Annotated in this window: 25 protein-coding genes and 1 pseudogene; 9 read left to right on the top strand and 17 right to left on the bottom strand. The window is 65.0% G+C overall.

Translation table 11 applies throughout. From position 1 onward, the window contains the following. Window positions 1-17: 17 nt before the first annotated feature. The 4 genes from AB0L63_RS04820 to AB0L63_RS04805 form a co-directional block, all read right to left on the bottom strand. Entirely contained in the window at window positions 18-2045 is a 2028-nt protein-coding gene (locus AB0L63_RS04820; protein WP_364494668.1) for an SDR family oxidoreductase, read from the bottom strand. Between the two features lie 326 nt (window positions 2046-2371). Next, on the bottom strand, window positions 2372-4069 hold the full coding sequence (locus tag AB0L63_RS04815; RefSeq protein ID WP_364494664.1) for a 5'-nucleotidase C-terminal domain-containing protein: 1698 nt from the start codon (window positions 4067-4069) through the stop codon (window positions 2372-2374). Between the two features lie 99 nt (window positions 4070-4168). After that, a complete protein-coding gene (locus AB0L63_RS04810) occupies window positions 4169-4828 on the bottom strand; it encodes a cutinase family protein (RefSeq protein WP_364494661.1) in 660 nt (219 codons plus the stop codon). Window positions 4829-5011: 183 nt separating this feature from the next. Next, window positions 5012-6046 carry a zinc-binding alcohol dehydrogenase family protein gene (locus tag AB0L63_RS04805; RefSeq protein ID WP_364495633.1) on the bottom strand — a complete coding sequence of 345 codons (1035 nt, stop codon included), beginning with the start codon at window positions 6044-6046 and terminating at the stop codon, window positions 5012-5014. 185 nt (window positions 6047-6231) lie between these two features. On the opposite strand from AB0L63_RS04805, the gene AB0L63_RS04800 reads away from it, so the two are divergent. Further along, window positions 6232-6873 carry a TetR/AcrR family transcriptional regulator gene (locus tag AB0L63_RS04800; protein WP_364494658.1) on the top strand — a complete coding sequence of 214 codons (642 nt, stop codon included), beginning with the start codon at window positions 6232-6234 and terminating at the stop codon, window positions 6871-6873. Window positions 6874-6875: 2 nt separating this feature from the next. Next, complete coding sequence (locus AB0L63_RS04795; protein ID WP_364494655.1) at window positions 6876-8561, top strand: FAD-binding dehydrogenase; 1686 nt, start codon at window positions 6876-6878, stop codon at window positions 8559-8561. Between the two features lie 3 nt (window positions 8562-8564). On the opposite strand, the gene AB0L63_RS04790 is transcribed toward AB0L63_RS04795, so the two are convergent. From AB0L63_RS04790 to AB0L63_RS04765, 6 genes are all read right to left on the bottom strand, one after another. Further along, entirely contained in the window at window positions 8565-9506 is a 942-nt protein-coding gene (locus AB0L63_RS04790) for an expansin EXLX1 family cellulose-binding protein (RefSeq protein ID WP_364494652.1), read from the bottom strand. Window positions 9507-9660: 154 nt separating this feature from the next. After that, entirely contained in the window at window positions 9661-10020 is a 360-nt protein-coding gene (locus AB0L63_RS04785) for a hypothetical protein (RefSeq protein WP_364494649.1), read from the bottom strand. Continuing rightward, window positions 9968-10207, bottom strand: a complete 240-nt coding sequence (locus AB0L63_RS04780; RefSeq protein WP_364494646.1) for a hypothetical protein — start codon at window positions 10205-10207, stop codon at window positions 9968-9970. The genes AB0L63_RS04785 and AB0L63_RS04780 overlap by 53 nt, the downstream gene beginning before the upstream one ends. A gap of 38 nt (window positions 10208-10245) precedes the next feature. After that, window positions 10246-10878, bottom strand: a complete 633-nt coding sequence (locus tag AB0L63_RS04775; RefSeq protein WP_364494643.1) for a helix-turn-helix transcriptional regulator — start codon at window positions 10876-10878, stop codon at window positions 10246-10248. A gap of 208 nt (window positions 10879-11086) precedes the next feature. Next, window positions 11087-11647: a GNAT family N-acetyltransferase gene (locus tag AB0L63_RS04770; RefSeq protein ID WP_364494640.1), complete on the bottom strand. Its 561-nt coding sequence runs from the start codon at window positions 11645-11647 to the stop codon at window positions 11087-11089. A gap of 151 nt (window positions 11648-11798) precedes the next feature. Continuing rightward, window positions 11799-12005 carry a hypothetical protein gene (locus tag AB0L63_RS04765; protein WP_364494638.1) on the bottom strand — a complete coding sequence of 69 codons (207 nt, stop codon included), beginning with the start codon at window positions 12003-12005 and terminating at the stop codon, window positions 11799-11801. Between the two features lie 33 nt (window positions 12006-12038). Between AB0L63_RS04765 and AB0L63_RS04760 the strand changes: the two genes are divergently transcribed. Next, window positions 12039-12200, top strand: coding sequence for a hypothetical protein (locus tag AB0L63_RS04760; RefSeq protein WP_364494635.1), 162 nt, complete (start codon window positions 12039-12041; stop codon window positions 12198-12200). Between the two features lie 167 nt (window positions 12201-12367). Here AB0L63_RS04760 and AB0L63_RS04755 read toward each other — a convergent pair whose 3' ends face one another. Together AB0L63_RS04755 and AB0L63_RS04750 are read right to left on the bottom strand one after the other, a co-directional pair. Then, complete coding sequence (locus AB0L63_RS04755; protein WP_364494632.1) at window positions 12368-12724, bottom strand: amidase family protein; 357 nt, start codon at window positions 12722-12724, stop codon at window positions 12368-12370. A gap of 131 nt (window positions 12725-12855) precedes the next feature. Next, window positions 12856-13803 (bottom strand): amidase family protein, encoded by a 948-nt coding sequence (locus AB0L63_RS04750; RefSeq protein WP_364494629.1) that lies wholly within the window; start codon window positions 13801-13803, stop codon window positions 12856-12858. Between the two features lie 156 nt (window positions 13804-13959). Between AB0L63_RS04750 and AB0L63_RS04745 the strand changes: the two genes are divergently transcribed. After that, entirely contained in the window at window positions 13960-14940 is a 981-nt protein-coding gene (locus AB0L63_RS04745) for a LuxR C-terminal-related transcriptional regulator (protein ID WP_364494626.1), read from the top strand. Window positions 14941-15108: 168 nt separating this feature from the next. Here AB0L63_RS04745 and AB0L63_RS04740 read toward each other — a convergent pair whose 3' ends face one another. Beyond that, entirely contained in the window at window positions 15109-15435 is a 327-nt protein-coding gene (locus tag AB0L63_RS04740) for a GYD domain-containing protein (protein WP_364494624.1), read from the bottom strand. Window positions 15436-15556: 121 nt separating this feature from the next. Between AB0L63_RS04740 and AB0L63_RS04735 the strand changes: the two are divergent. Next, window positions 15557-15747 (top strand): annotated as a pseudogene (locus tag AB0L63_RS04735) (SDR family NAD(P)-dependent oxidoreductase); the annotation flags it as partial. Window positions 15748-15801: 54 nt separating this feature from the next. Here the strand turns inward: AB0L63_RS04735 and AB0L63_RS04730 are convergent. After that, window positions 15802-16539, bottom strand: coding sequence for an IclR family transcriptional regulator (locus tag AB0L63_RS04730; RefSeq protein ID WP_364494620.1), 738 nt, complete (start codon window positions 16537-16539; stop codon window positions 15802-15804). 360 nt (window positions 16540-16899) lie between these two features. Here AB0L63_RS04730 and AB0L63_RS04725 point away from each other — a divergent pair, with 360 nt between their 5' ends. Genes AB0L63_RS04725 through AB0L63_RS04715 form a run of 3 tightly spaced genes read left to right on the top strand, consistent with a single transcriptional unit; the run spans window position 16900 to window position 18566 of the window. After that, complete coding sequence (locus AB0L63_RS04725) at window positions 16900-17787, top strand: VOC family protein (RefSeq protein ID WP_364494617.1); 888 nt, start codon at window positions 16900-16902, stop codon at window positions 17785-17787. A gap of 24 nt (window positions 17788-17811) precedes the next feature. Then, window positions 17812-18045 carry a hypothetical protein gene (locus tag AB0L63_RS04720; RefSeq protein WP_364494614.1) on the top strand — a complete coding sequence of 78 codons (234 nt, stop codon included), beginning with the start codon at window positions 17812-17814 and terminating at the stop codon, window positions 18043-18045. A 44-nt stretch (window positions 18046-18089) separates the two neighbouring features. Then, on the top strand, window positions 18090-18566 hold the full coding sequence (locus AB0L63_RS04715) for a nuclear transport factor 2 family protein (RefSeq protein ID WP_364494611.1): 477 nt from the start codon (window positions 18090-18092) through the stop codon (window positions 18564-18566). A gap of 56 nt (window positions 18567-18622) precedes the next feature. Here the strand turns inward: AB0L63_RS04715 and AB0L63_RS04710 are convergent, their stop codons facing one another. Together AB0L63_RS04710 and AB0L63_RS04705 are read right to left on the bottom strand one after the other, a co-directional pair. Beyond that, window positions 18623-19696 carry a diacylglycerol kinase gene (locus AB0L63_RS04710; protein WP_364494608.1) on the bottom strand — a complete coding sequence of 358 codons (1074 nt, stop codon included), beginning with the start codon at window positions 19694-19696 and terminating at the stop codon, window positions 18623-18625. After that, window positions 19693-20487 carry an SDR family oxidoreductase gene (locus AB0L63_RS04705; RefSeq protein ID WP_364494605.1) on the bottom strand — a complete coding sequence of 265 codons (795 nt, stop codon included), beginning with the start codon at window positions 20485-20487 and terminating at the stop codon, window positions 19693-19695. The genes AB0L63_RS04710 and AB0L63_RS04705 overlap by 4 nt, the downstream gene beginning before the upstream one ends. Window positions 20488-20576: 89 nt before the next feature. Here AB0L63_RS04705 and AB0L63_RS04700 point away from each other — a divergent pair, with 89 nt between their 5' ends. Further along, a complete protein-coding gene (locus tag AB0L63_RS04700) occupies window positions 20577-21443 on the top strand; it encodes a helix-turn-helix domain-containing protein (protein ID WP_364494602.1) in 867 nt (288 codons plus the stop codon). Window positions 21444-21687: 244 nt separating this feature from the next. Here AB0L63_RS04700 and AB0L63_RS04695 read toward each other — a convergent pair whose 3' ends face one another. Next, window positions 21688-22662 carry a YafY family protein gene (locus AB0L63_RS04695; protein ID WP_364494599.1) on the bottom strand — a complete coding sequence of 325 codons (975 nt, stop codon included), beginning with the start codon at window positions 22660-22662 and terminating at the stop codon, window positions 21688-21690. Window positions 22663-22700 lie beyond the last annotated feature (38 nt).

The following is a 22700-nucleotide window of genomic DNA, read 5'->3' as shown; positions in this document are numbered from 1 at the left end:
GGCCCATCATGGCGCGCTCACCACTGTAGGCCGGGGATTACGCGGGTGACCCGCGCAGCTGGGCTGGGCAATGCCATCAGCGGCAGTACCACAGGTGCGAGATAGGACAGCGCGTTACGACCGGAGTCCTGATCCCTCTCGTCGGCAGCGGCCGGCGCCACCGTCTGCTTCCCCTGTGCCGCACGCGATTCACCGAACCAGCGAAACCCCTGGTGCATGATCGTCCGCTTGACCGACGGCATCAGCAGTTCGACCGCCTGGGCGAAGGTGCCGACCGGGGTGTCGATGCGATGCGGGCGGTCCTCGACGGCGCGCACCACGATGGCGGCGGCACGGTCCGGATCCGGCACCGGCAGCGAGCGGTATAGATCGGTCGGCGCGATCATCGGAGTACGCACCAATGGCATGCGCACCGAGGTGAAAGTGATTCCCGCATCCCGATTTTCGACGGCGGCAATCTCGCTGAAGTTGTCCAGTGCGGATTTGCTCGCCACATACGCGGCGAAGCGCGGCACCTTGGTCTGCACGGCGATCGAGGAGATATTCACGATATGTCCGAAACGCCGCGCCCGCATCGACGGCAGCAGCGCGAGAATGAGTCGCACCGCACCGAAGTAATTGACCGCCATGGTCCGCTCGAAATCGTGCATGCGGTCGGTGGAATTCACCACCGATCGACGGATCGACCGCCCCGCATTGTTCACCAGATAATCGACATGACCGTGATCGGCGAGTACTGCGGCGACCACATCGTCCACGCCGTCGGAATCGGTGATATCGCACGGATAGGCATGCGCGACACCACCTTCGGCCCGCACCGAATCGGCCGCGGCGTGCAGGTCGTCGACACCACGCGCCACCATCAGCACGGTCGCACCGCGCTGCGCGAGGGCATGGGCGGTGGCCAAGCCGATGCCCGAAGACGCTCCGGTAATCAGGACGACACGCCCGTCCAGCGGATCACCACTGTCGCCGGGCCGATCCCGGTTCGGGTCCAGGTGCTCAGCCCAGTACCGCCACAGCCGCTCGGCGTAGCTGTCGAACGAGGGCACCGCCACACCCGTGCCGCGCAACTGCGCCCGCGTGGAATCGGAGACGAATTCCGCCGCGAACGAGGTGTGCGGTGCGACCTCGGCCGGAATTCCCAACTGCTCCAACAGGAAATCGCGCACCGTCGCGACGCCCGGGATATGCGCGAGAGCGTTGAGCGCGAGTCCGCTGCCGGGCACTGTGCCGATTCCGCTCGGCGCACCCGCTGCGGCCGCGAGCGCACCGTAGATCTCGCCGAACGGCTGCGGTTGCGGGTTGACCAGGTGGAATGTACGTCTGTCCAGCCCCTTGCGGCGCACCAACTCGACCATCGCACCCGCCACATAGTCGACCGGAACGATATTGGTCGCGCCTAGATCCGGCAGCAGCATCGGCAGGTCGGCCGGCAGCGCGCCGAGGCGCGAGATGGCCGGAAAGAAGTAGTACGGACCGTCGATCTTGTCCATCTCACCGGTGCGCGAATCACCGACCACGATCGCTGGCCGGTACACCCGCCAGCGCACCCCCTCGGATTCGCGAACCAGTCGCTCCGCAGCGAATTTGGTCCGGTGATACGGCGAGGTCAGCCGCTGGCCAAGGTCGAAATCCTCCTCGAAGAATTTGCCCTTGTGGTCGCCGGCGACGGCCACCGAGGAGACGTGGTGCAGCACCGCGCCCAATTCGCGGGCCAGTTCCAGCACTGCGCGCGTGCCCGCGACATTGACCGCATGCGCGGTCTCCTCATCGGCGGTCATGTCGTAGACCGCACCGAGGTGGATCACATGGTCGGCCTTGGGCGCATCCTCGATCAAACCGAGACCTTCGGCGGTCAGATCGCCGAGCATCGGAAAGGCGCGTTCACCACCGGTCCAGCCCGCGGTGAGTTCACCGAATTTCGCCACCGACGCGGTGCGAACCAGTACATGCACAATGGCTTCGGAATCGGCCGCCAGAAGTTCCTGAACGACCCGCCGGCCCAAGAATCCGGTGCCGCCCGTCACGATGAAAGTCGTCATCGCATTTCCTCCTGCTGTCGCACTCGAATTGATTTGTCACACAAGCGCGCCCGGCATGCAGCAGTGAATGCGGACATCATTGATTCGGCTACAGCCAACAGGGTTGCTGAGCCAACGCAGGAACACCATCGCCCTACTGACGGGTAACTTTAATCGGCGCAGCTAGCCCGGGACAAGCGAGTTGCGGCCCTTGACTATGTGTGAATGGTCACCAAAGAGCGCAGCTAATATTTTGTGTTACAACAGTTTTCAGATAATCCTCGAACGCGAATCCTGAATCAGGACACCGCGTTTGCCCACACGGCCGAAGGTTGCGGCGATGGCACTCAGCGCTTCTCGGCGCGGGCGGGCGGGAACTCCAGCGGCGGGCGGCCCTGCAGATATGCCTCGAAGGCGTCCAGATCTATGGGCCCGACGGTTCTGTCGGTGCTCTCGGTGAAGACCGTGAAACCGTCGCCGCCCGAGGCCAGGAAGCTGTTCGTGGTGATGCGGTACGTGGCGACCGGGTCGAGGGGTTGGCCGCCGATACGCACGCTGTCGGCGACGATCTTGTTGCCCTTCGAACCCGATTCGACATAGGTGTAGGTGAGGCCAGCGGGTGAGAGCACGGTCACCTTGCCGTTCGTCCATTGCTGTTCGAGCAGACGGAGGATCTGACTGCCGGTCATGGTGACCGTAACGATTTGATTACCGAACGGCTGGACGCTGTAGATATCGCCGTAGCTGATCTGACCGGACTTCAGATCGGTGCGCACGCCGCCCGGATTCATGAAGGCCGCGACCGCCGCCGCAGGCGCAGCCGCGGTGACCGAGAGCATCGAATCGGCGATGACATCACCGAGCGGGGATTCGCCGGAGCCTGCCGGTTCGTGTGGCAACGACGCCGCGGCGATGCCGACCGGCCGATCCGCGCGCGGCTTGGCCTGCTCGGCATAGAAGTCGATGAGGGAGGTGGTGGCCGCGTCCGGCGTGACATCCCGGGTCACCACCCGGTTGACCGCCGATGCCTGCACCCCGTCGGCGCCGAAGCGCAGGGTCACATCGGTGATCAGTCGACCGTAGGAGGCGGCCTGGGTGACCACCTTGCCGTCAATGGTGCAGACATACGGTTGGTGCGAATGTCCGGTGAACAGTGCCCGCACCGCGGGATCGACACCGGTTGCCAATGTGGTAACCGCGGCGGAGATATTCGCGCAGCCGTTGTAGTCGACCGCCACATTCTGGGCAGTTTTCTGCACGCCGCCGTCGTGCAGCAGCGCCACCACCGTCTGCGCACCAGCCGATTTCACCTCGGGGACATAGCGATTGATCGCCGCGACCTCATCGCCGAAGCTGTAGCCCCGAATACCTTCCGGGAAAACGATACTCGCCGTCTCGGGCGTCACCGTCCCGATGACACCGATCTTGTGTCCGCCGACCTCGAGCAACGTCCACGGCCGCAGCGTGGGCGGCAACTTACCGTCCGCATCGGTGACATTTGCGGCCAGGAACGGGAACTTCGCGCCGGCGAACGGCGCACCGGGCGAGCATCCGGCGGGTGCGCACCCACCTTGTTGCAGCCGCGCCAATTCGATGACGCCGTTATCGAATTCGTGATTGCCCACCGAGGAGGCGGCCAGTCCCATGGAATTCAGGAAGGTAATGGTCGGCTCGTCGTGGAAGAGTCCGGACACCAGCGGGCTCGCGCCGATATTGTCGCCCGCCGACACCACCGCACTGGCCGGATACGCCTTCTTCAGCCGAGCCAGATGGGTGGCGAGATAGGCCGCACCGCCCGCGTCGTATCCGGCGATCTTGCCGGTCGAACCCGCTGGTGGCTGCAGATTGCCGTGTAAATCGTTGAAGCCGAACAGATGTACCTCATCCGACTGCGCGCCGGGCAGATCGTCGGTCGAGATGAGTGGGATCACTCCCGGTGCCGTCGAAGTGGTATGGCTGCTGTCCGATGCAATACCACACCCCGCCACCAGGGCAGTACTCATGAGGCCCGCGATGATCATGCCGATGCGACGGTGCGCTGTCATACCTCCGACTGTCGCACGTCTGGGTGCCATCGGCATGAATCTCACGCGAACACACCGACGGCGGGGTCGGTGCTCGACCCCGCCGCGCGGATTTCCCGGTTATACCCGGCTCGCCGCGAAATCCGCGGCCGGCCACAACGCCCAGCCGTAGTTCGTGTGCTGGCTCGGGTCGATGCCGCCACCGCAGATCGGATCACCACCGGTGCAGTAATCGGCGGTCTTCCAGGCGTAGTTGCCGGGTACGCCCCAACCGATCAGCCGGAGCGGATCACCGAACAACAGGACCGCGGACACCTTCCATTCGAGATCGCCTGGGAGCATATAGGTTCCGGGCAGTGCGGTCACGATGCCGGTGCCGACCACACCGTGCACAACGGCCGCGCCCTGCGAGTAGCCGACCAGGATGAACTGCTGATCCGGACACATGTAGGACTGCCGAATGACATGGTCGGTCATGTCCTTGGTGCCGCGGCTGAGCGAGGTCGGGTCGAGCAGGTCCGCGGGATAGTCCACCCAGTAAGCACTGCTGCTCATCGGAAGCGCTTGCAGCAGTGTGCCATACAGCGGATCGCCGACGACGGAGCCGAGCCGGCCGGGTTCCCCGGTGCCTCTGGCGACGACCACATCAACCGCAGCACAGTCCGCCCGTGCCTGCGCGCCGATACCGGTCGTCACGCCCGCCGCGGCGACGAGCAATAGCACAGCGAATACCCGTGCCGGCCGCCACTTCTCGAATACTCTTACCTTCCGGATTTCCATCGTGATCACCTCTCACGCCGTTGTGAGAAGCCGAGTGACGCTTGTCAGCGACAAGCGTCACTCGGCTATATCCGCGAAGGTAAGAACGGCAGTGAGTTGCGTCAAGCAACTCAGCTGAAACGAGACCAGTTCAACATTGAATCGTGTCCTGGAATCCGGTCCAGCGCACGATGATTCGGGCGGTTATGGGATGAGAACCGCTGCGCCGGTGAAACGTCCGTGTGCGAGATCCGCGAGGGCTCGATCTGCTGTACCGAGGGAGTACCCCGTTGTGGTCACATGTATGCGGTGTTCGCCCGCCAGCGTGAGGAATTCGCGCGCGTCGGCGCGGGTATTGGCAGTCACCGAGCGAATCTCGCGCTCCTGGAACAGGTGCCGCTGATAGTTCAGGACGGGGATATCGCTGAGATGGATGCCCGCGACGGCGAGGATGCCGCCACGGTCGAGAGCTTCCAGCGCGGGCGGCACCAACTCGCCGACCGGCGCGAACAAGATCGCCGAATCCAATTGCACCGGAGGCCGATCCGCCGCACCCTGCACCGAGGCGGCGCCGAGGTCGGCGGCCAACTCGCGCGCGGCCGAATCCCTGGTCATCACATGTACCTCGGCACCGCGCGCCATGGCCACCTGTGCGGCGATATGCGCACTACCGCCGAAGCCGTAGATCCCGAGTCGTCCACCCCTGGGCAGATCCGCGCGCTGCAGTGCCCGATAGCCGATGATCCCGGCACACAGCAGCGGCGCAGTTTCCATATCGCTATATCCGGCGGGCAACCGATGCGCGTAAGCCGCTGGGACAGTGGCATATTCGGCGTACCCGCCGTCCGCATCCCAGCCCGTGTACTCCGAATTCGGGCAGAGATTCTCCGCGCCGCGCAGACAGTATCGGCAGCTGCCGCAGGTGTGGCGCAACCAGGCAATGCCGACGCGATCACCGACCGCGAATTCGGGAGCCGAAGAGCCGAGTGTCTCAGCGGATCCCGACGCAACCGTCGGCCGCTGCGCCACCACCTCCCCCACTACCTCGTGCCCCGGCACCACACCGGGCCGATGCACCGGCAGATCCCGCTCGGCAACATGCAGGTCGGTGCGACACACCCCGCAGGCAAGTACCCGCACCAGCAATTCACCGGCCGCGGGCTCGGGCACCGCTTCGCGGACGAATTCGAGCGGACCGGCATCGATCGGTCCCGGCCGTCGCACCCGCCAGCCGGTCATGCCCGTGGTCGCCGCACTCGCATTCATACCGGTCACTCCTCACCGACAGGGGAACGGTCACTTCGGATTATCCGCGCTGACCATGCTGGTCCACCCGTTCCATCGAAGGTGAGTCGGCCTTCTGATACATTTCTGTATTGAATACACTTCTGTATTGAACAGATTGGATGCCGAGGAGGTGCGCGTTGGTCCCGACCACCGATGCGGATACCTCGGTGCGCCGGGTGACCCGCCGTCGCACCGAGACCCGTAAACGGCTGCTCACCGCCGCGTATCAGGTTTTCGCCGAGGAGGGCTTCGGCCGCGCCACGGTGGAGCGCGTCTGCGAACGGGCGGGCTTCACCCGTGGCGCCTTCTACTCCAACTTCACCTCGCTCGACGAGTTGTTCCTGGCTATGTGGGAGCAGCGGTCGACCGCCATGATCGCCGGTGTCCGCACGACTCTCGACGGCTTCTCGGTCGAGAACGTCGCCGATATCCGCGCCGCGGTCGAGCGGTTGGACCGCGCCGTGCCGATCGATGAGGACTGGTTCCGCATTACCGCCGAGTTCACCTCGCATGCCCTGCGGACTCCCGGCCTGCGGCAGTTGATGGCCGAGCGTGAGGAGGCGATCGTCGCGGCGCTGATGCCGACGATCGTCGCCGCACTGACCCGCGTCGGGCGGACGGTACCGGATCCCGTCGCACTCGGTCAGGCCCTGGTCGCGGTGCACGACGGCACCGCCGTTCAGATGCTGATGGAGCCGCGCAGCCGCACCGTGCGCACGCGACGCACCGACCTTTTCTGCCATCTCGTGCTGGCCTACAGCACCGAAACCGAAGGGTGACCATGACCGACCCGAGTCCCGAATTCACGCAAGAGGCAGATGTCATCGTCGTCGGCGCGGGCCTGGCCGGGCTCGTAGCGACCCATGAACTGGTCAAGGCCGGCCGCAAGGTGCATGTGCTGGACCAGGAGAATCGCAATAATCTCGGCGGCCAGGCCTTCTGGTCGCTCGGCGGACTGTTCTTCGTGGACAGTCCGGAGCAGCGCCGCCTCGGCATCAAGGACTCCTACGAACTGGCACTACAGGATTGGTTCGGTTCCGCAGGTTTCGATCGTGAGGATCAGGACTACTGGGCCCGCCAGTGGGCGCGCGCCTATGTGCGCTTCGCGGCCACCGAGAAGCGGGATTATCTGCACGAGTTGGGTTTACGGGTCACGCCGCTGGTCGGTTGGGCAGAGCGCGGTGGCGCCTTCGCCGATGGCCACGGCAATTCGGTGCCGCGCTTCCATCTCACCTGGGGTACCGGGCCCGAGGTGGTGCGGGTGTTCCAGGAGCCGGTACTCGCGGGTGAGCGACGTGGGCTGGTCGGCTTCAGTTTCCGGCACCGGGTCGACGAGTTGATCGTCGAGGACGGCGCGGTCGTCGGCGTGCGCGGCAGTGTGCTCGAGCCGACCGATCTGGCACGCGGTCGCGCGTCATCGCGCAATGTGTTGGGCGACTTCGAATTCCGTGCCAGCGCCGTGATCGTGACCTCCGGCGGCATCGGCCACAATCACGAGCTGATCCGCCACAACTGGCCCATCGAACGGCTCGGACCGGCACCGGAGACCATGATCTCCGGCGTGCCCGCACATGTGGACGGACGGATGCTCGCCATCTCCGAGGCCGCGGGTGGCGCCTCCGTCAATCGTGATCGCATGTGGCACTACACCGAGGGCATTATCAACTGGGATCCGATCTGGCCCGATCACGCCATTCGGATCATCCCCGGTCCGTCCTCGCTGTGGTTCGACGCCAATGGAAAGCGTTTGCCCGCACCGTGTTTCCCGGGCTTCGACACCAATTCGACGATGAAAGAGATCCTGGCCACCGGCTACGACTACTCCTGGTTCGTGCTCACCCAGTCGATCATCGAGAAGGAGTTCGCGCTCTCGGGCTCGGAGCAGAATCCGGATATCACCGGAAAGGATCTCAAGCTCACCCTCAAGAGCCGGGTGGCCAAGGGTGCGCCCGGTCCGGTCGAGGCGTTCAAACAGCACGGGGTCGACTTCGTGGTCGCGAATACCTTGCGCGAGTTGGTCGATGGCATGAATAAGATCGCGCGCGGCCCACAGCTGGACTACGACGAGTTGGAGCGACAGATCCTCGCCCGCGACCGCGATATCGCCAACAAGTACTCCAAGGACGCGCAGCTGATGGCCATCACCAACGCGCGTCAGTACTTCGGCGATAAGGCGGGCCGCGTCGCCAAACCGCATCGCATCCTCGATCCGGCGCACGGGCCGCTGATCGCGGTACGGCTCAATATCTTGACCCGCAAGACCCTCGGCGGGCTGCAGACCAATCTGGATTCGCAGGTAATGCGGCCGGACGGCACACCTCTGCCCGGACTGTACGCCGCGGGCGAGGTCGCCGGATTCGGCGGCGGCGGTGTGCACGGCTACAACGCGCTGGAGGGCACCTTCCTCGGTGGCTGCATCTTCTCCGGCCGCGCCGCCGGACGGGCCCTCGCCACGAAACTCGGCTGACCGCTAGGACCTACAACCCGTCGCGGCGACGCTGGACGGCGACTGCGGTGTCTTGGCCGTGCTCTCCGGCGTCGGCGTGGGCGACGGTTCCGGATCGGGCTCGCTGTAGAGCTGCAAGCCGGCGTATCGCCTGCCCTGCTCCAAGGCGATCCCGGTGATCTCCACCTGATGTCCGTGGACATCGGTCACCTGCGCCGAGAACGGTCCCGGTCCGGCGCCGCTGATCGTCCAGTAGTTGTCCATACCGCGGTCGAGCTCATGCCACGGACCGCCCGCCGCGGCCCGTAATGCGATCCGCTGGATGGGATTTCCCGATCCGGTCACCTGCATGGCCAGCCAGGAGGCCGAGGAGTCCGGCTCGAGCTCGTAGCTCAGCTCGGGCGGGGGAAGCGGATCGCGGACCACGGAATAGCGGATCTGCGCGACGCCGTCGGACCGATCCGCGATCTGTTCGAAGGCCGCGGTGCTCAAATCCAGTTGCCCCGGAGCACATCCTGGGCAGCGGTCGGCGACGAGGACCCGGACATCGCCGCGCGGACCGTGCACATCGAGGTAGGCACCGCACAGATCCGCGTGACCGTATTCCCGAGTGGAGACGCCCACATAGAAACCATTGGTCGGCAGCCCGGCGAACGAACATGCCGCGCCGGGGCCGAACGAGTAGTACCGCGCCTCGCCCGGCTTGGTGGGTGACGATGCGTCCACCGGATGCCGGTTGGCACCGCCGGCACTACTGTTGACCACCATCATTCGCGATGTGCCGGTCCCGATATCCGGGCCCGAATGTGTCGCCGCGCAGGACGACTGGCGCTCGGGTCTGGCGATCCAGATCGCGACCACCGCCGCGGTCAGCAGAACGCCAACGGACGACCACAGCCACCCCGCGCGGAAGCGCTGCTGTTGAATCGGTATTCGGTGCACCGCTGTCCCCGACTTCCGGCTCACCCAACTCGCGGACTCTCCATCCTGACCCCACCAGGAAAGCAGGCCGACCCGCACCGCAGGACTCGAACGAAAAATCTCCGCAGTGAAACACGCACATGTCGGCAATCTCACGGCAAATAGCCAGCATTCGACAATGCCGATCGGAAAAGATCCGTTACTGCGAGGTGGCCCTTGCCGGTTCGGCGTCCACACCCGAGAGTTGACGATCCATCCGGTCGCGCTTGGCGCGCAGGTAACGGATGTTGTGTTCGGTCGGCGTCGCCTGCAGCGGCAGCCGCCGCATCGCTGTGACCCCGTACTGTTCCAGGCCCGCCTGTTCGGCCGGGTTGTTGCTGAGCAGCCGGACCGGCCGGATAGCGAGATCGGCGAATACCTGTGCACCAGCCGCATACCCACGGGCATCGACCGGCAACCCCAGTGCGAGATTCGCTTCTACGGTATCGGCGTCGCAATCCTGTAATTCATACGCACGCAACTCGTTCAACAATCCGATGCCCCAGTCTCCTGTCCGCACACGTAGACCACCACGCCACTGCCCTCATCGGCGACCGCGCGCAACCGGCGACGAGTTGGTCGCCGCAGTCGCAGCGCAGCGAGCCGAGCGCGTCACCGGTGCGGCATTCCGAATGCAGCCGCGCCAATACCGATTCGCGCCCAGGCACCGAAAACCGGTGCGAGGGCTTCGGTTCCGGAGAGCTCATCGCGGTAGCCGGGCCAGTAGTCCACTTGGTGCGCAGGATCAGGAGGCGCGGCGGCCTTTGCCCTTCGCAGACTTCTTCGGCGCGGTCTTTGCCGCGAGTTTGTCCACGTCGGCAAGCAGTTCCTTCGCGAAATCGCGCTCGGCCTCGTAATGCCGGATGCACCAGCGCAGTACCGCACCTGGATAGGCCTGATCCGAATTCTCGTCGGCGCCCTCGGCATCGACCTCGGCCAGTGCGCGCATCCGCTCCGCATATCCGATGTGCTCGGTCAGGATTTCGCGCAATCGATCCGGTTCGGCGAGATGCCCCAGCCAGGCCCGCAACATGACGCTGTGCTTGAGCACCGGCGCCTCCACCGGCGCGTGGTTCACCCACTGCGCCGCGGCCGCACGACCGCTCTCGGTGATGGCGTACATGCGCTTGCCGCGCACGCCGTCATCCTGCAGCACCGTGCGCGAGGTGGCATAACCGTGTTTCTCGAGGCGTTTGAGCTCAGCGTAGATCTGACTGAACGACGGGCTCCAATAGAAGAATTGCAGGCTCCAGTCGGCCCACTTTTTCAGGTCGTAGCCGGAAAGTTCGTCGGCGTGGGAGAGCATGCCGAGCACTGCCCAACTCGTCGTCGGCAGATCGGGCACCCCGGCACCCAGCGGAGACTTCGCTTCGGTCACAATCAGACTATACCGCTTAGGCATATTCCGGAGTCACAGCAATCCGCAGCGAACTCGCCCCACTCGATGTGCGGTTCCGTCGTTATTGCATCCGGCGAGGCAGATCGTCGAGTTGTTGTCCCAACGGAAGTCGGCCGTTGGCCTATGAAGGCTGTTCCACTTCGGCGAGGTAAGGCTGGGCGAGTGACGGAGTTCGTGCCGTCGATCGTCAGGATTTGAATGTGCGCAGTCGGGTGGTGGCGAGAGTCTGCTGGGCGCCATGTTCTTCGAATGTGCCGACTGTCTGGAACCCCAGGCGGGTGGCGAGTTTCAGTGAACGCTGGTTTGCCGTCTGGGTGATGACCAGGACCGGTTGGTCGGGGAGTTCGTTGGCGGCAGTGCGCAGTGCGGCGGTGGCGGCTTCGAATGCCAGACCTGCGCCCCAGGCGTTGCGGCGCAGCAGATAGGTCAGTTCCAGTTCTTCGCCGTCCTCGGCGAGGTGTCCGGGCTGGTCGGCAGATCGGCGGTTGAGCATCAACGTTCCGACGAGCAGGTTGGTCTCCTTGTCCGCGATGACGTAGGTGCCTGGGCTGGCTGTCACGTTGGTGGTGCCGACGGCGTCGAGATACTGCTCGACAGCGGCGTGTGGCCGTGGTCCACCGAGATATGCCCGCACTTGGGGGTCGGTCTGTAACTCGATGAATCCCTCGCGGTCGTCGTCGTGTGCTTTGCGCAGCCGAAGGCGATCCGAAGTGATCTCGGGGGTGGAGAGCGTGGGCAGTTGGTTCATGAGGTCATTCTGGCGGAACCTTGGACGTTCAACTCAGCCGTACGCGGGTTGTGGTGTTTCCTGAACCAGTGGTGGAGCGGGTCGTAGTGGCTGCCCTCGGGCCGGTAGTTGATGCCGACGCGCGCCCCGCGCCGAGCAGATCCAGACCGCGCTACGCGGCCAGCAGCGCCGTGGCCAGGGCATCCCCGCGATGCACGGTCGCGATCAATTCCGCCTGCAGCACCTCGTTCTGGATTCGGGCGGCGGCCCGAGTGAGCGCGGCGAACGGCACCCCGATACACAGTTCGATCAGCGGCAGCCCGCGGGAAAGACACAATGCGGCAAGCCCTTCGGGCAACACGGGAGTCTGCGCCGTCAAGCCGAAAGCGCTTTCGGCGCGCTCGCGGTACCGGTGCTGCTGCTGATCATGCACGGCCCGATCGCGACCAACATCCTCTACCTGTACTCGTGTTCGCTGGCGGCATTGACCATCGGCATCCGTATCGCCCGGTGGGAAATCACGGCTTTCGCGGGCGTGGTCGCGTCCATGGTCTTGGCCGTATTCATCATCTGACCGCCGCGTCCCCCACTCGCCGCCCCGGTGGTCAACCCACCGTGCAGTGATTCTCGGATGAGCCGGAGGGGTCACAGCCGCCACTCATCGGCCAGCACCGCCCCGACCAGGCCGATGATCGAGCCATGGTCGGGGCGGATGCCGATCGAGCGAGGCGACCAGTTTTGTCAGGCGGCGTAGATCGGTGGGCGACGGTCGGCCCATGGCATCGCCATTTCTAGATTGGCGGCCAGCTGGAGCAAAGTGGCTTCGTCGCCATAGCGTCCAACAAATTGGACACCGATGGGCCATCCGCGCTCGGATTCGGCGAGCGGAAGCGAGATGGCCGGGTTGCCTGTGGCATTGAACAACGCGGTGAACGGGGCGTAGTCGAAGATCTTGCTGTACCAGCCGTGCGCATCGAGGGTCGGGTCGTTGGCGTCGAGGCATCCCAGCGGCAGGTTCGGTCGGGCTGTGGTCGGAGTCAAGTAGATGTCGTAGCCGGTAAGGAAGCGGGCGACTTCGCGTCGGGCGGTGTTGAACACGCGTTCGATGCTGTAGATGTCCGCAGCGGTACGGGTGGCGCCATGTGCTGCACAGGCGAGCGTGGTCGCCTCGAGATGCTCGGGACCTGCCGCGATGCCTGTTTGATCGGCGAAGGTGGTGACGACGTCGCTCAGGAAGCTGCACCATGCATCGAGGTTTGCCCGTCGAACGCCGCCGCGTCGATAGTCGGAGTGGATTCCTCGACATGATGCCCCATCGCGGCGAGCCGATCGGCCACCGCTCGCACTGCATGCACACACTCGGGATCAATCCCGCGGCTGGGATCTAGGGCAGTGGTGCTGAACGCGATGCGCAGCGGAGGCAACTCCTGGGTGATCAAGTCCGCACAAGGTCGGTTCGGGGCGGGAAAGAGGTACTTGTCGCCGGGCTCGGATCCATGCACGGCGTCGAACAAGGCCGCACAATCGCGTACGGTGCGCGTCACAGCGAACTCGATGCCCAACCCAAGCAGTGGGTCCGCATGGTCCGGGCCAGCGGTGATGCGGCCGCGGCTGGGTTTGAGCCCCACCAGTCCGCACGCCGCGGCCGGTATGCGGATGGAGCCGCCGCCATCGTTGGCGTGGGCGAACGGGAGGGCACCAGCGGCGACCAGCGCCGCGGACCCACCACTGGATCCACCGGGACTGCGCTCCGGATCCCACGGATTGCGGGTGGGTCGACCGTAGGCCACTGCTTCTGTGGTGGCGTTGAACCCGAGCTCAGGTGATGTGGTGACTGCCATGGTGGCCAGCCCGGCACGGCGGAATCGCGTCATGAGGTGGTTGTCGTACGGATAGGCGATACCCGGGCCGAACAACCTGCTGCCATTGCGCTGCGGTATCCCCGCGGCGTGGGTGATGAGGTCCTTGATCGCGAACGGCACGCCGCAAAATGGTCCCGACTCGTGGTAGTCGAGTGGATGGTCGAATCGTTCCCCGGCGATGGCGCCCAGCTGGGGATCGACCTGGTCGAGGGCTGCAGCTGCCGCGCGGTGTACCTCGGCGGCGCTGACCTGCCCGGTGCTGATCAGCGCGGCGAGCTCGGTGGCATCGCGAGAGGTGTAGTCGGCGATATCCATCGGAAACCTCCGTGGTGGGTGGTGGAAAGTGGATGCCAGGTTAGGAGTCGACCTCCGTCATGACGTCCGTCGATCGACGGATGTCATCGACCGCAGTGGTGGGGAAAATCTCGTGGCCCTGTGGTCGTGACACGTGAGCCAGGTCATACTGCCTTCATGGAAGCGACCGCAGCTGATCGGCTCGAGGCTGCGATCCGTCTCAGAACTGCATTGGCGGCGGTACCCGGAGCGGGCGCCCGACACGAGATGTCGTCAGGACGGGCGCTGTTCGAGTTGGCCGACGCAGTGCCCTATCGTCACGCGGCACTGTCGCGCTGGGATCCCCGAGTCGGTCGGCACGTCACCGCCGCAAGCTTCGGCTATCCACCCAAGTCCATCCAGATGGTCGAGGGCTCTATGCATACCGACCCGTTGTTCCCTCGGGTCCGGGGCCCGATACCAGTACGACTTCGCGACCTTCCCGATCGAGAAAGGTGCGGTCCGATCTTCGACCAAGTGATCCGGCCGCAGAAATACAGCGATGGTCTGACCCAGTGCCTGTTCGCCCGGGACGGCCGCTACATCGGCATGCTGAACCTGAGCACGACTGGAGGACAACGGATCGATCAGCAATCTGTCGTCACAGTCACCCTGCTGGCTGAGACGCTCGCCGATGTCTTGGATCCCATCGCGCCCCGACCGATCCACAGTCCGATCGGCGTTGCCGATTCAGCTCTGGTCATCGACGCCGACGGGTCATTGCAGGCCCTGACCGGTGATCAATCTCTCGACAAGCTCTTCGCTCGTCACACGACCGGAAACTCCCTAGCCCGTGCGGCCGCGCGAGCGCGGCGTCCCGCCGATCACCTGTTCGTCGGGAACGACGTGGCGATGCAGGTGAGTATGGAGCCCGTCCGGTCCGGCGCGACGCTGGTCGTCTACCGTTCGATCGATCCGCCGCTGGGACTGACCATGCGTGAGCTCGAAGTGCTCGCCAAGCTTCCGACCGGAGCCTCCAACGCCACGATCGGACGGCAGCTCGGAATCGGGGCAGCGACCGTGGCCACCCATCTCGAACGAGTTCTGCGCAAAATCGACGTGCCGAACCGAACGGCCGCCGCCGCGACTGCGGCGCAATGGCATTTGACACAGATTTGAGAGTGGGCCTGCTGCACGGGCAGCTCGGTTGGCTGCCGGGGCCGCGGATCGACATCGAATCTCATGAATGCCTCGCGGTCGTCCGCAATGCCCGCGACGGCTCATCCTCGATCGGATCACACGGCTACCGGCATCTCCCCGCGCACTCGATCACGATGCCGACAGCGCCTACTCCGCCGCCACAGGCGGTTGATAGGTCACTTCCCGGGCAACCGCTTCGTCGATCTGCTCCGGGGTCAGCAGTGTGACCGTATGCGATATCGCCCCGCCGCTGGCCGCGGTGCGAATGGCCAGCGCCGCTGCCGCGACCTCGTTCGGAACGTCGCCGATCACGAACAGATCATCGTCGCCGAAGGCGAAATAGCAGAGCTCCACGTGGCCGCCGACGCTCTCGACCATCTCCTTGATCGCCGCATGGCGGGCACTGCCGCCCTGGGCGATCAGTCCGCGCGCGCCTTCTTGGGAGTAGCTGACCCGCCACAAATACTTCGGCATAGGTGTCGCCTCCTACTCGGGGAACGATCTTGCTGAGATCCGACCATACGGTGCGGGAACAAGTCGAATAGCAGTCTGGACCGCCCGGTACAGCACTGATACGGCACCGTGATAACGGTGAGATTGCGGAGGGCAGTTCGATGTGCTGGTGAACAAATGCGGGGTGGAGCATGCCGGTTCATCGCCGAGGACACCGACCGCGCGAAATGGCAACGGCCCATTGAGGTCAACCCTTACACCGTCATCGCTTCCCAGGCCGCGATCCCGGTGATGCGCGCGGCCGGACAGGGCGCGATCGTGTTCTTTTCCAGCTTCCGCCCAAAGATGGCGCTTCACCAACCACAACGCCCCGCAGCAGACCTCGAATCAATGCCACCGAGCATGCCGCGGAAACAACGCCCGACCCGCCTCATGCGCGGCCTCAACCAACACCCGCGCGAACCGCGCGGCATCCATGGCCGTCCGATCCCCGCCGATTCCGCCGGACAGCGACATGGCCCCCACTGCGGCACCACGCCCCCGAATCGGCACCGCGACACAAACGATCCCGGACACCGACTCCTCGTTGTCCACGGCAATCCCCTGCCGATGCCGGATCCGCGTCAACTCACGGTGCAGTTCCGCCCGATCACAAATGGTCCGCGGCGTCAACTGCGGCAACCGCTCCCGGAAGGAGGTCTCGATAATGCTCGGCTCCAGCGAGGCCAGCATCGCCTTGCCGAGTGCTGTGCTGTGCGCGGGCATCCGCCCGCCGAGGCGAGTCGGAACGCTCGCGGTGTAGCGACCGCCGACCTTGTCCAGATACAGCACCTCGCGCCCGTCGAGCATGCCGAGGTGACCCACCATGCCGGTCCGTTGACACAGATCGTGCAGCAGCGGACTCACCACATCGCGAATCTCATTGTGATCGGCGGCGAGTCCACCGAGTTCCAGCGGACGCAGGCCGAGGCGGTAGCCGCCGGGCGCATGCGCCAACCAGCGCAACCGGATCATCTGGTCCAGGATGCGGTGCACAGTGGACCGCGGCAGGCCGGTTCGCTCGGCCAAACCGAGCAGCGTCAGAGTCGGCGTCGAACCGTCGAAAGCGTCTAGGATCAGGGTCATTCGCTCGATCATGGAAACCGGCGGCTGCGCGGGCCGAGTGGTCGGATGACCCGGACCCGATAACAGCTCGTCGGACCCTGGACCGGTCAGCACCTCGACCGTCATGGCGCACCTCCATTGTATAGCCCATACAGCTTAGAAGTATTTCGATTAGGCATGTCAGTTTTCGGCATACCCGCTTGTGCACCCAATCACAGTGCCGTCACGCCGACGGCGTCGAATCCCGGAAACTACGGAGACAGCTACGGATCTTCTCGGTAGCCGGAACCAGTAATTGACAGCCCACCAACGCGCGCCGCTGACAAACTAGGAGCGCCATAACAGTCGAGTTCGACTTCAAGGCCAATGAATGAGGAGAATATGGCAATCATCAGCTCGCTCGGTTATGTGCGGGTCGCGGTCAGCGCCCCGGATGCCTGGCGCACCTTCGCCTTCGATGTGATCGGATTCGCCGAGGGCGTCGGTCCGGATCCGGAAGCCATCTATCTGCGCATGGACGAGCATGTAGCACGATTGGTCCTGGTGCCCGGCGAAACCGATAAGGTGCTCGCCATCGGCTGGGAGGTACGCGACCATCACGCACTCGCCGCGGCACGAGATGCCGTGGCGAAGGCTGGAATCGAAGTCACCGCGCTTACCGTGGCGGAGGCGGATGCCCGCAGTGTGGAGGAGGCGTTCACCTTCCGCGATCCCGCTGGCACCATTGTCGAGATCTTCCACGGCCCGGTCCTGGACCACAGCCCGGTGGTCGGGAAGTACGGAAACCGTTTCGTCACCGCGGGACTCGGCCTCGGCCACGCAGTGCTGCCGGTCCCCGATCTCGACGGCGCCTTCCACTTCTATACCGACGTCCTCGGCTTCCTGCCACGTGGTGCGTTCCGGCTGCCGACGCCGCCGGAATACGGTCCGGTGCGTATCCGATTCCTGGGTGTGAATCAGCGCCACCACAGCCTGGCGCTGATCCCCTCCGGTGGTACGGAGGGCTCGGGACTGGTGCACATCATGGTCGAGGTCGACAGTCTCGACGATGTCGGCCGCGCGCTCGACCGGGTGAACAAGGCCGGATATCACCTGTCCTCGACGCTCGGCCGCCACACCAACGACAAAATAGTCTCCTTCTATGTCCGGACACCCGGCGGCTGGGATCTCGAATTCGGTACCGAGGGCATGCTGGTCGACGAGAACACCTACACCGCAGAGGAAATGACCGCCGACAGCTATTGGGGTCACGACTGGGATCGAGGCTGACCAACCCGCCTCTTCGCGACCGCGTTGCGTCGAGTCGAGCGCATCGCACCCACCCGGGTGCGGTTGGAATTCGCCGCGACCCATGAGGAGGAAGCCCGCGACCTCGCGGCCCGCGAGAGCTCCTGCTGCGGATTCTTCGACTTCAGCTTTTCCACCGCGGGCCCGGATGCCATTGCGATGGACATCGAGGTGCCCGCCGGTCGGATCACCACGCTCGACGCATTGGCGAACCATGCCACGGCGGCCCGAAGAAAGTAGAACAGGTTCTTGTCTGCGGCCTCGGCAAATGTCAAGCTGAACGGATGGATCTCGCCGCGATCGAAGCCGTCCGACAGCTCAAATATCGCTACTTCCGGACCCTTGATCTCAAACAATGGGACGATTTCGGCAAGACCCTCGCCGTCGACGTCGCCGGTCGCTACGGCACCCATGCCCTTGGTGAACCGCTGACCCTCGACGGCCGCGACGCGGTCACCGCATTCATGCGCGAGAACCTCGGCCCCAATGTGGTCACCACCCATATCGCGAACCATCCCGAGATAACCGTGGACGGCGATACCGCAACGGGCTCATGGGCTTTCGAGGACACCGTGATTGCTACCGAATACGGCATCCTCATCCGCGGCGCGGGCTATTACTCCGATACCTACCGACTCGATCCGGACGGCCACTGGCGTATCACTTCGACCAGTTACCAACGCATTTACGAATCGATGCAGGCCCTCGCCGACACTCCCAGCTTCCAACTGCTGACCAACATGTGGGCGACACAGAAATAGGACGGCGATTCGCACCCATTGTGGGTGCCCCATCGCGGGTGCGAATCCCCGGGGAACTACGCCGGGCGGGTGGCGGGTGCGGTGATGAGGGGAAGGTCGAGGGCGGTGCGGATGCCCGCCGGGGCCTGAACCACGGCCGGGATCGCATTGACGATGCGCATAGCGGTGGCCAGGAGGGTGGCATGGTTGTGGTCACCGTTGCGGCTCGACGTGACCAGGTCCATGGCGTAGCTCGGCTCGCCGGTTATCTCGACGTGGTAGGAGCCCTCGTGGTGGGCGGGTTGCGGCCAGTCGGGGCACAGGTCGGGACGTAGCCGGGTGACGTGCTCGAGAACCGTCACGGGTTCGTCGCCGACCATGCCGCGGACCTCGAAACGCAGTGCGGCAGCGGTACCTTCGGCGATATGGCCGGTGGTGATATCGAAGGATTCGGGGGCGGGGATGCGTTCATAGGTCTGGGTGACGGCGTCGAGGGTGACGCCGATACCCGCCGCCAACTGGCGGACGGTGCCGCCCCACGCGAGCGATAACACCCCTGGCTGCAACAACATCGGGATCTCGTCCAACGGTTTGCCGAACCCCATGATCTCGAACATGACCTCGCGGTTGTCGTAGCTCGCGTAGTCGACGATCTCCAGACACCGCAATTGGTCGATGCGCAGGCAGGTGCCCGCGAGCGCGAGCGGCAGCAGGTCATTGGCGAAACCGGGATCGATGCCATTGACCCACAGTGACGAATTGCCTTGTGCCGCAGCCTCTTGGATCGGCTTCAGCAGTTCGTCGGGCAGCACGCCGTACGGGTATTGGAAGAATACCGGCGCGCACGCCACCACATTGATGCCCGCGCTGAGCAGTCTGCGCAGCTCCTCGACGGCCTCCAGCAGGCGATTGTCGGTCATCGAGCAGTACACGACACAGTCGGGTTTCGCGGCCAGGATCGCCTCGGTATCCGTCGTCGCGGTCACACCAACCGGATGCTCGAGTCCGGCAATGGTTCCCGCATCGAGCCCGTCCTTCTTTGAACCCGACACCCACACCCCGACCAGCTCGAGATCCGGATTCGCGATCACACCCGCCAGCGCATGCGCACCGACATTTCCGGTGCCCCATTGAACTACGCGGTAGCTCATGACAGATCCGGAAGCGGAAGATCGAGATTCGGCGCGATCAGGCCACCGTCGGGTTCGAGTACCTTGCCCGTGACGTACTTTCCGGCGGGCGACACCAAATACAGTGCGGCGGCGGCGATATCCTCGGGTTCGCCGATGCGGTGCAACGGCGTCTTGGCCTCCAACTCGGTGCGCATCGCATCATTGCCCGCCACGATCTCCAACGCGGAGGTCAGAATCGATCCGGGCGCAATGGCATTCACCCGGATGCGCGGATTCAGATCCATCGCCGCCAACCGAGTGTAGTGCGCCAGTGCCGCTTTCGCTGTTCCGTAGGAGACGAAGGCGCGGCCGGGCAGGCGGCCCATGGTCGAGGTGATATTGAGAATCGAACCGCCACCGGCGGTTTCGAGAATCTTCGGCACTGCCGAGCGAACCAGCGCGTGCGCATTGGTGACGTTGAAGTTGAATGCCTCCACCAGCGCATCCGGCGTCGTATCGAGCAGTGGGCAGGGCAGCGCGCCGCCGACATTGTTGACCACGATATCGAGCCGCCCGAAGCGTTCGACGGCCGCGCCGGCCAACCCGGCAGTCGCCTCGATATCGCTCAGATCCGCAGGCACCACATGGGCCTGGCGGCCCACCGCCGCCACCTGCTCGGCGACCTCGTCCAGCTGACTCTTGGTGCGGGATGCGATGACGACATCCGCGCCCGCCTCCGCGAAGGCCACCGCGATCGCCGCGCCGAGGCCGCGCCCCGCGCCGGTGACGACGGCGACCTGTCCGTCGATTCGGAATCTATCCAGGATCATAGGAGCTCCAACTATCGAATATTCGACGCCAAATGTCGTAATATTCGTCATCGTAGAACCGTTACGCTGAACCGCACAAGGGATTGCCCATGTCCGACCGGTCCCCGTCCCCGCCGACCCGCCGCGTCATCGATATCGTGTCGCTGCTCGCCGCGGCACCGGAGCCGATCAGCGTCGCGGGCATTGCGAACCGCCTTGATATCGCCCGCGCGACCGCGACGGCGATCCTGGCCGAACTGGATTCGGCGGGCTGGGTGCGGCGGGATGCGAACCGCGGCTATGGTCTCGGTCCAACGCTCGCGAATCTGCAGGGTCCGGCGCTGCCACACACACTCGGCGAAATCCTCACCGAACTCACCGCGCGGACCGGCTACGGCGCGACCTTGAGTCGTATCGAACCCGATCACCTCACCGTGCTCGATGTGCGCCACGGGCCCGAACGCGTCGTGCCCGGCATCCCGGTCGGCCACCGCATCCCGCTGCAATTTCCCGCCGGTGCCAGCGTTATGCCATGGCGCTCGGCGGCCGAACAGAACACCTGGCTGGCAACCGCACCCGACTCGGACCGCCGCATCGCGAGCGGACTGCTCATGCTTGTCCGTGATCGTGGCGTCGCCCTGTTTCGGCCACGGACCGACGATGCGGGCACAGTCGAACTGCTCGCCGACCTACTCGGTGCGATGGGGACCGACCTCATGCAGCCGCACCTGCGTGCCCGCGCCCTACGCCGCCTCGCGTTTCTCACCTCGCGGCCATTCACCAAGACCGAACTCGACTCCGACGCCGAACTCCCACTGAGTTACCTCGCCGCACCGGTTTTCGATGCGACGGGCACCGCCGCGTACGAGGTCCAATCGGGACCACTGCTGGCATCGACCACCAAATCCGAACGCGACGAATTCATCGCCACCACAGTCGATATCGCTCGGGCGTTGACGGCAGCGCTGGCCTCCTGAGCTACTTCGTCGAAGCGTGCACCGCACCACGGTGCAGCGACAACGGTCCGGTAATGGTGATCCCTTCGCGGCCGAGGTGGCCTGTTCCAGCTGGGATTTACGGAGGACCGGGTCTTATGCTGTCGAACTCGCCCGCACGCTCGGCATCGCCTGCCCCGACCGGCTGACATCGGCAATCGGCGAGGAGGTCACGGAACTCCTTCGCAAGGACGAGACGCGCAATCCGCCACCATGATTCATGACGCTACGCATCTGTTGCCCGGCCCGCCGCGCGCAGGAGTTTGCGGCCGAGGTCGGCCAGCAAATCCGCCATCTCCGGTGGATCCCTGACCTCGAACTCCAACCCCAGGTGGGCGATTCGGACGGCAGTCCATGCCAAGGAATCGGCGCTGGCGCGCAACAGGCAGGTGTTGTCGTCGATGGGTTCGATTTCCTCGGAGGGGACCCGGAAGCTCTCGATCAGGTCCGGGGCCGAGGCGTGCACGAGGAAGGTCACCCGGTGGATGGGGCGAGACCGGGCCAGCGCTCGGGCGACGAAGACGGCAGCGTCCTCGGTGGGCAATTCCCTTGGTGTACTGCGTATTCCGATCGGCTGCGGCGCGTCGACGCCGTCCACGCGGAAGGTGCGCCAATCGGCGCGGTCGATATCCCAGGCGACGAGGTACCAGCGGCGGCCCGCGGAGACGAGGTTGTGCGGTTCGGCCAGCCGACGGGTTTCGGTATCGCTCTTATCGCGGTAGCGGAAGCGAATGCGTTCGCCGTCGCGGCAGGCGGCGGCCAGGACGACCAGGGTGTCGGGGTCGACGAGTGGTCCGGCGGCGGGTCCGCCCAGCGATACCGTCGCTGACCGCACCGCCTCGACGCGGCGGCGCAGCCGGTCGGGCAGCACCTGTTGGAGTTTGACCAGCGCGCGGGCCGATGACTCGTCGATGCCCTCGACCGCGCCGAGTGCGACATCGCGCAGTCCGAGCGTGATCGCGACCGCCTCGTCGTCGTCGAGCAGCAGCGGTGGCAGCGCGGTCCCCGCCGCCAGGCGGTAGCCGCCGATCGAACCGAGGCTCGCGTGCACCGGATATTCCAGCTCACGCAGCCGCTCGATATCGCGGCGCACCGTCCGCACGGTCACACCGAGGCGTTCGGCCAATTCCGGCCCGGTCCATTCGCGACGGGTCTGTAGCAACGACAGCACTTGCAGCAGGCGGGCGGCGGTTTCGGTCACAGCTCCCAGTATCACTCGAAATGCGGACCGATCCTGAC

It is taken from the genome of Nocardia sp. NPDC051990, from assembly GCF_040680755.1.
Taxonomy (GTDB): Bacteria; Actinomycetota; Actinomycetes; order Mycobacteriales; family Mycobacteriaceae; genus Nocardia.
This window is presented reverse-complemented; position numbering and strand designations above follow the sequence as displayed.

Coding starts and splice junctions, on each gene's coding strand:
- AB0L63_RS04820 (WP_364494668.1), bottom strand. CDS start 2,045: ATGACGACTTTCATCGTGACGGGCGGCACCGGATTCTTGGGCCGGCGG.
- AB0L63_RS04815 (WP_364494664.1), bottom strand. CDS start 4,069: ATGACAGCGCACCGTCGCATCGGCATGATCATCGCGGGCCTCATGAGT.
- AB0L63_RS04810 (WP_364494661.1), bottom strand. CDS start 4,828: ATGGAAATCCGGAAGGTAAGAGTATTCGAGAAGTGGCGGCCGGCACGG.
- AB0L63_RS04805 (WP_364495633.1), bottom strand. CDS start 6,046: ATGACCGGCTGGCGGGTGCGACGGCCGGGACCGATCGATGCCGGTCCG.
- AB0L63_RS04795 (WP_364494655.1), top strand. CDS start 6,876: ATGACCGACCCGAGTCCCGAATTCACGCAAGAGGCAGATGTCATCGTC.
- AB0L63_RS04780 (WP_364494646.1), bottom strand. CDS start 10,207: ATGAGCTCTCCGGAACCGAAGCCCTCGCACCGGTTTTCGGTGCCTGGG.
- AB0L63_RS04770 (WP_364494640.1), bottom strand. CDS start 11,647: ATGAACCAACTGCCCACGCTCTCCACCCCCGAGATCACTTCGGATCGC.
- AB0L63_RS04750 (WP_364494629.1), bottom strand. CDS start 13,803: ATGGATATCGCCGACTACACCTCTCGCGATGCCACCGAGCTCGCCGCG.
- AB0L63_RS04745 (WP_364494626.1), top strand. CDS start 13,960: ATGGAAGCGACCGCAGCTGATCGGCTCGAGGCTGCGATCCGTCTCAGA.
- AB0L63_RS04740 (WP_364494624.1), bottom strand. CDS start 15,435: ATGCCGAAGTATTTGTGGCGGGTCAGCTACTCCCAAGAAGGCGCGCGC.
- AB0L63_RS04730 (WP_364494620.1), bottom strand. CDS start 16,539: ATGACCCTGATCCTAGACGCTTTCGACGGTTCGACGCCGACTCTGACG.
- AB0L63_RS04725 (WP_364494617.1), top strand. CDS start 16,900: ATGGCAATCATCAGCTCGCTCGGTTATGTGCGGGTCGCGGTCAGCGCC.
- AB0L63_RS04715 (WP_364494611.1), top strand. CDS start 18,090: ATGGATCTCGCCGCGATCGAAGCCGTCCGACAGCTCAAATATCGCTAC.
- AB0L63_RS04710 (WP_364494608.1), bottom strand. CDS start 19,696: ATGAGCTACCGCGTAGTTCAATGGGGCACCGGAAATGTCGGTGCGCAT.
- AB0L63_RS04705 (WP_364494605.1), bottom strand. CDS start 20,487: ATGATCCTGGATAGATTCCGAATCGACGGACAGGTCGCCGTCGTCACC.
- AB0L63_RS04700 (WP_364494602.1), top strand. CDS start 20,577: ATGTCCGACCGGTCCCCGTCCCCGCCGACCCGCCGCGTCATCGATATC.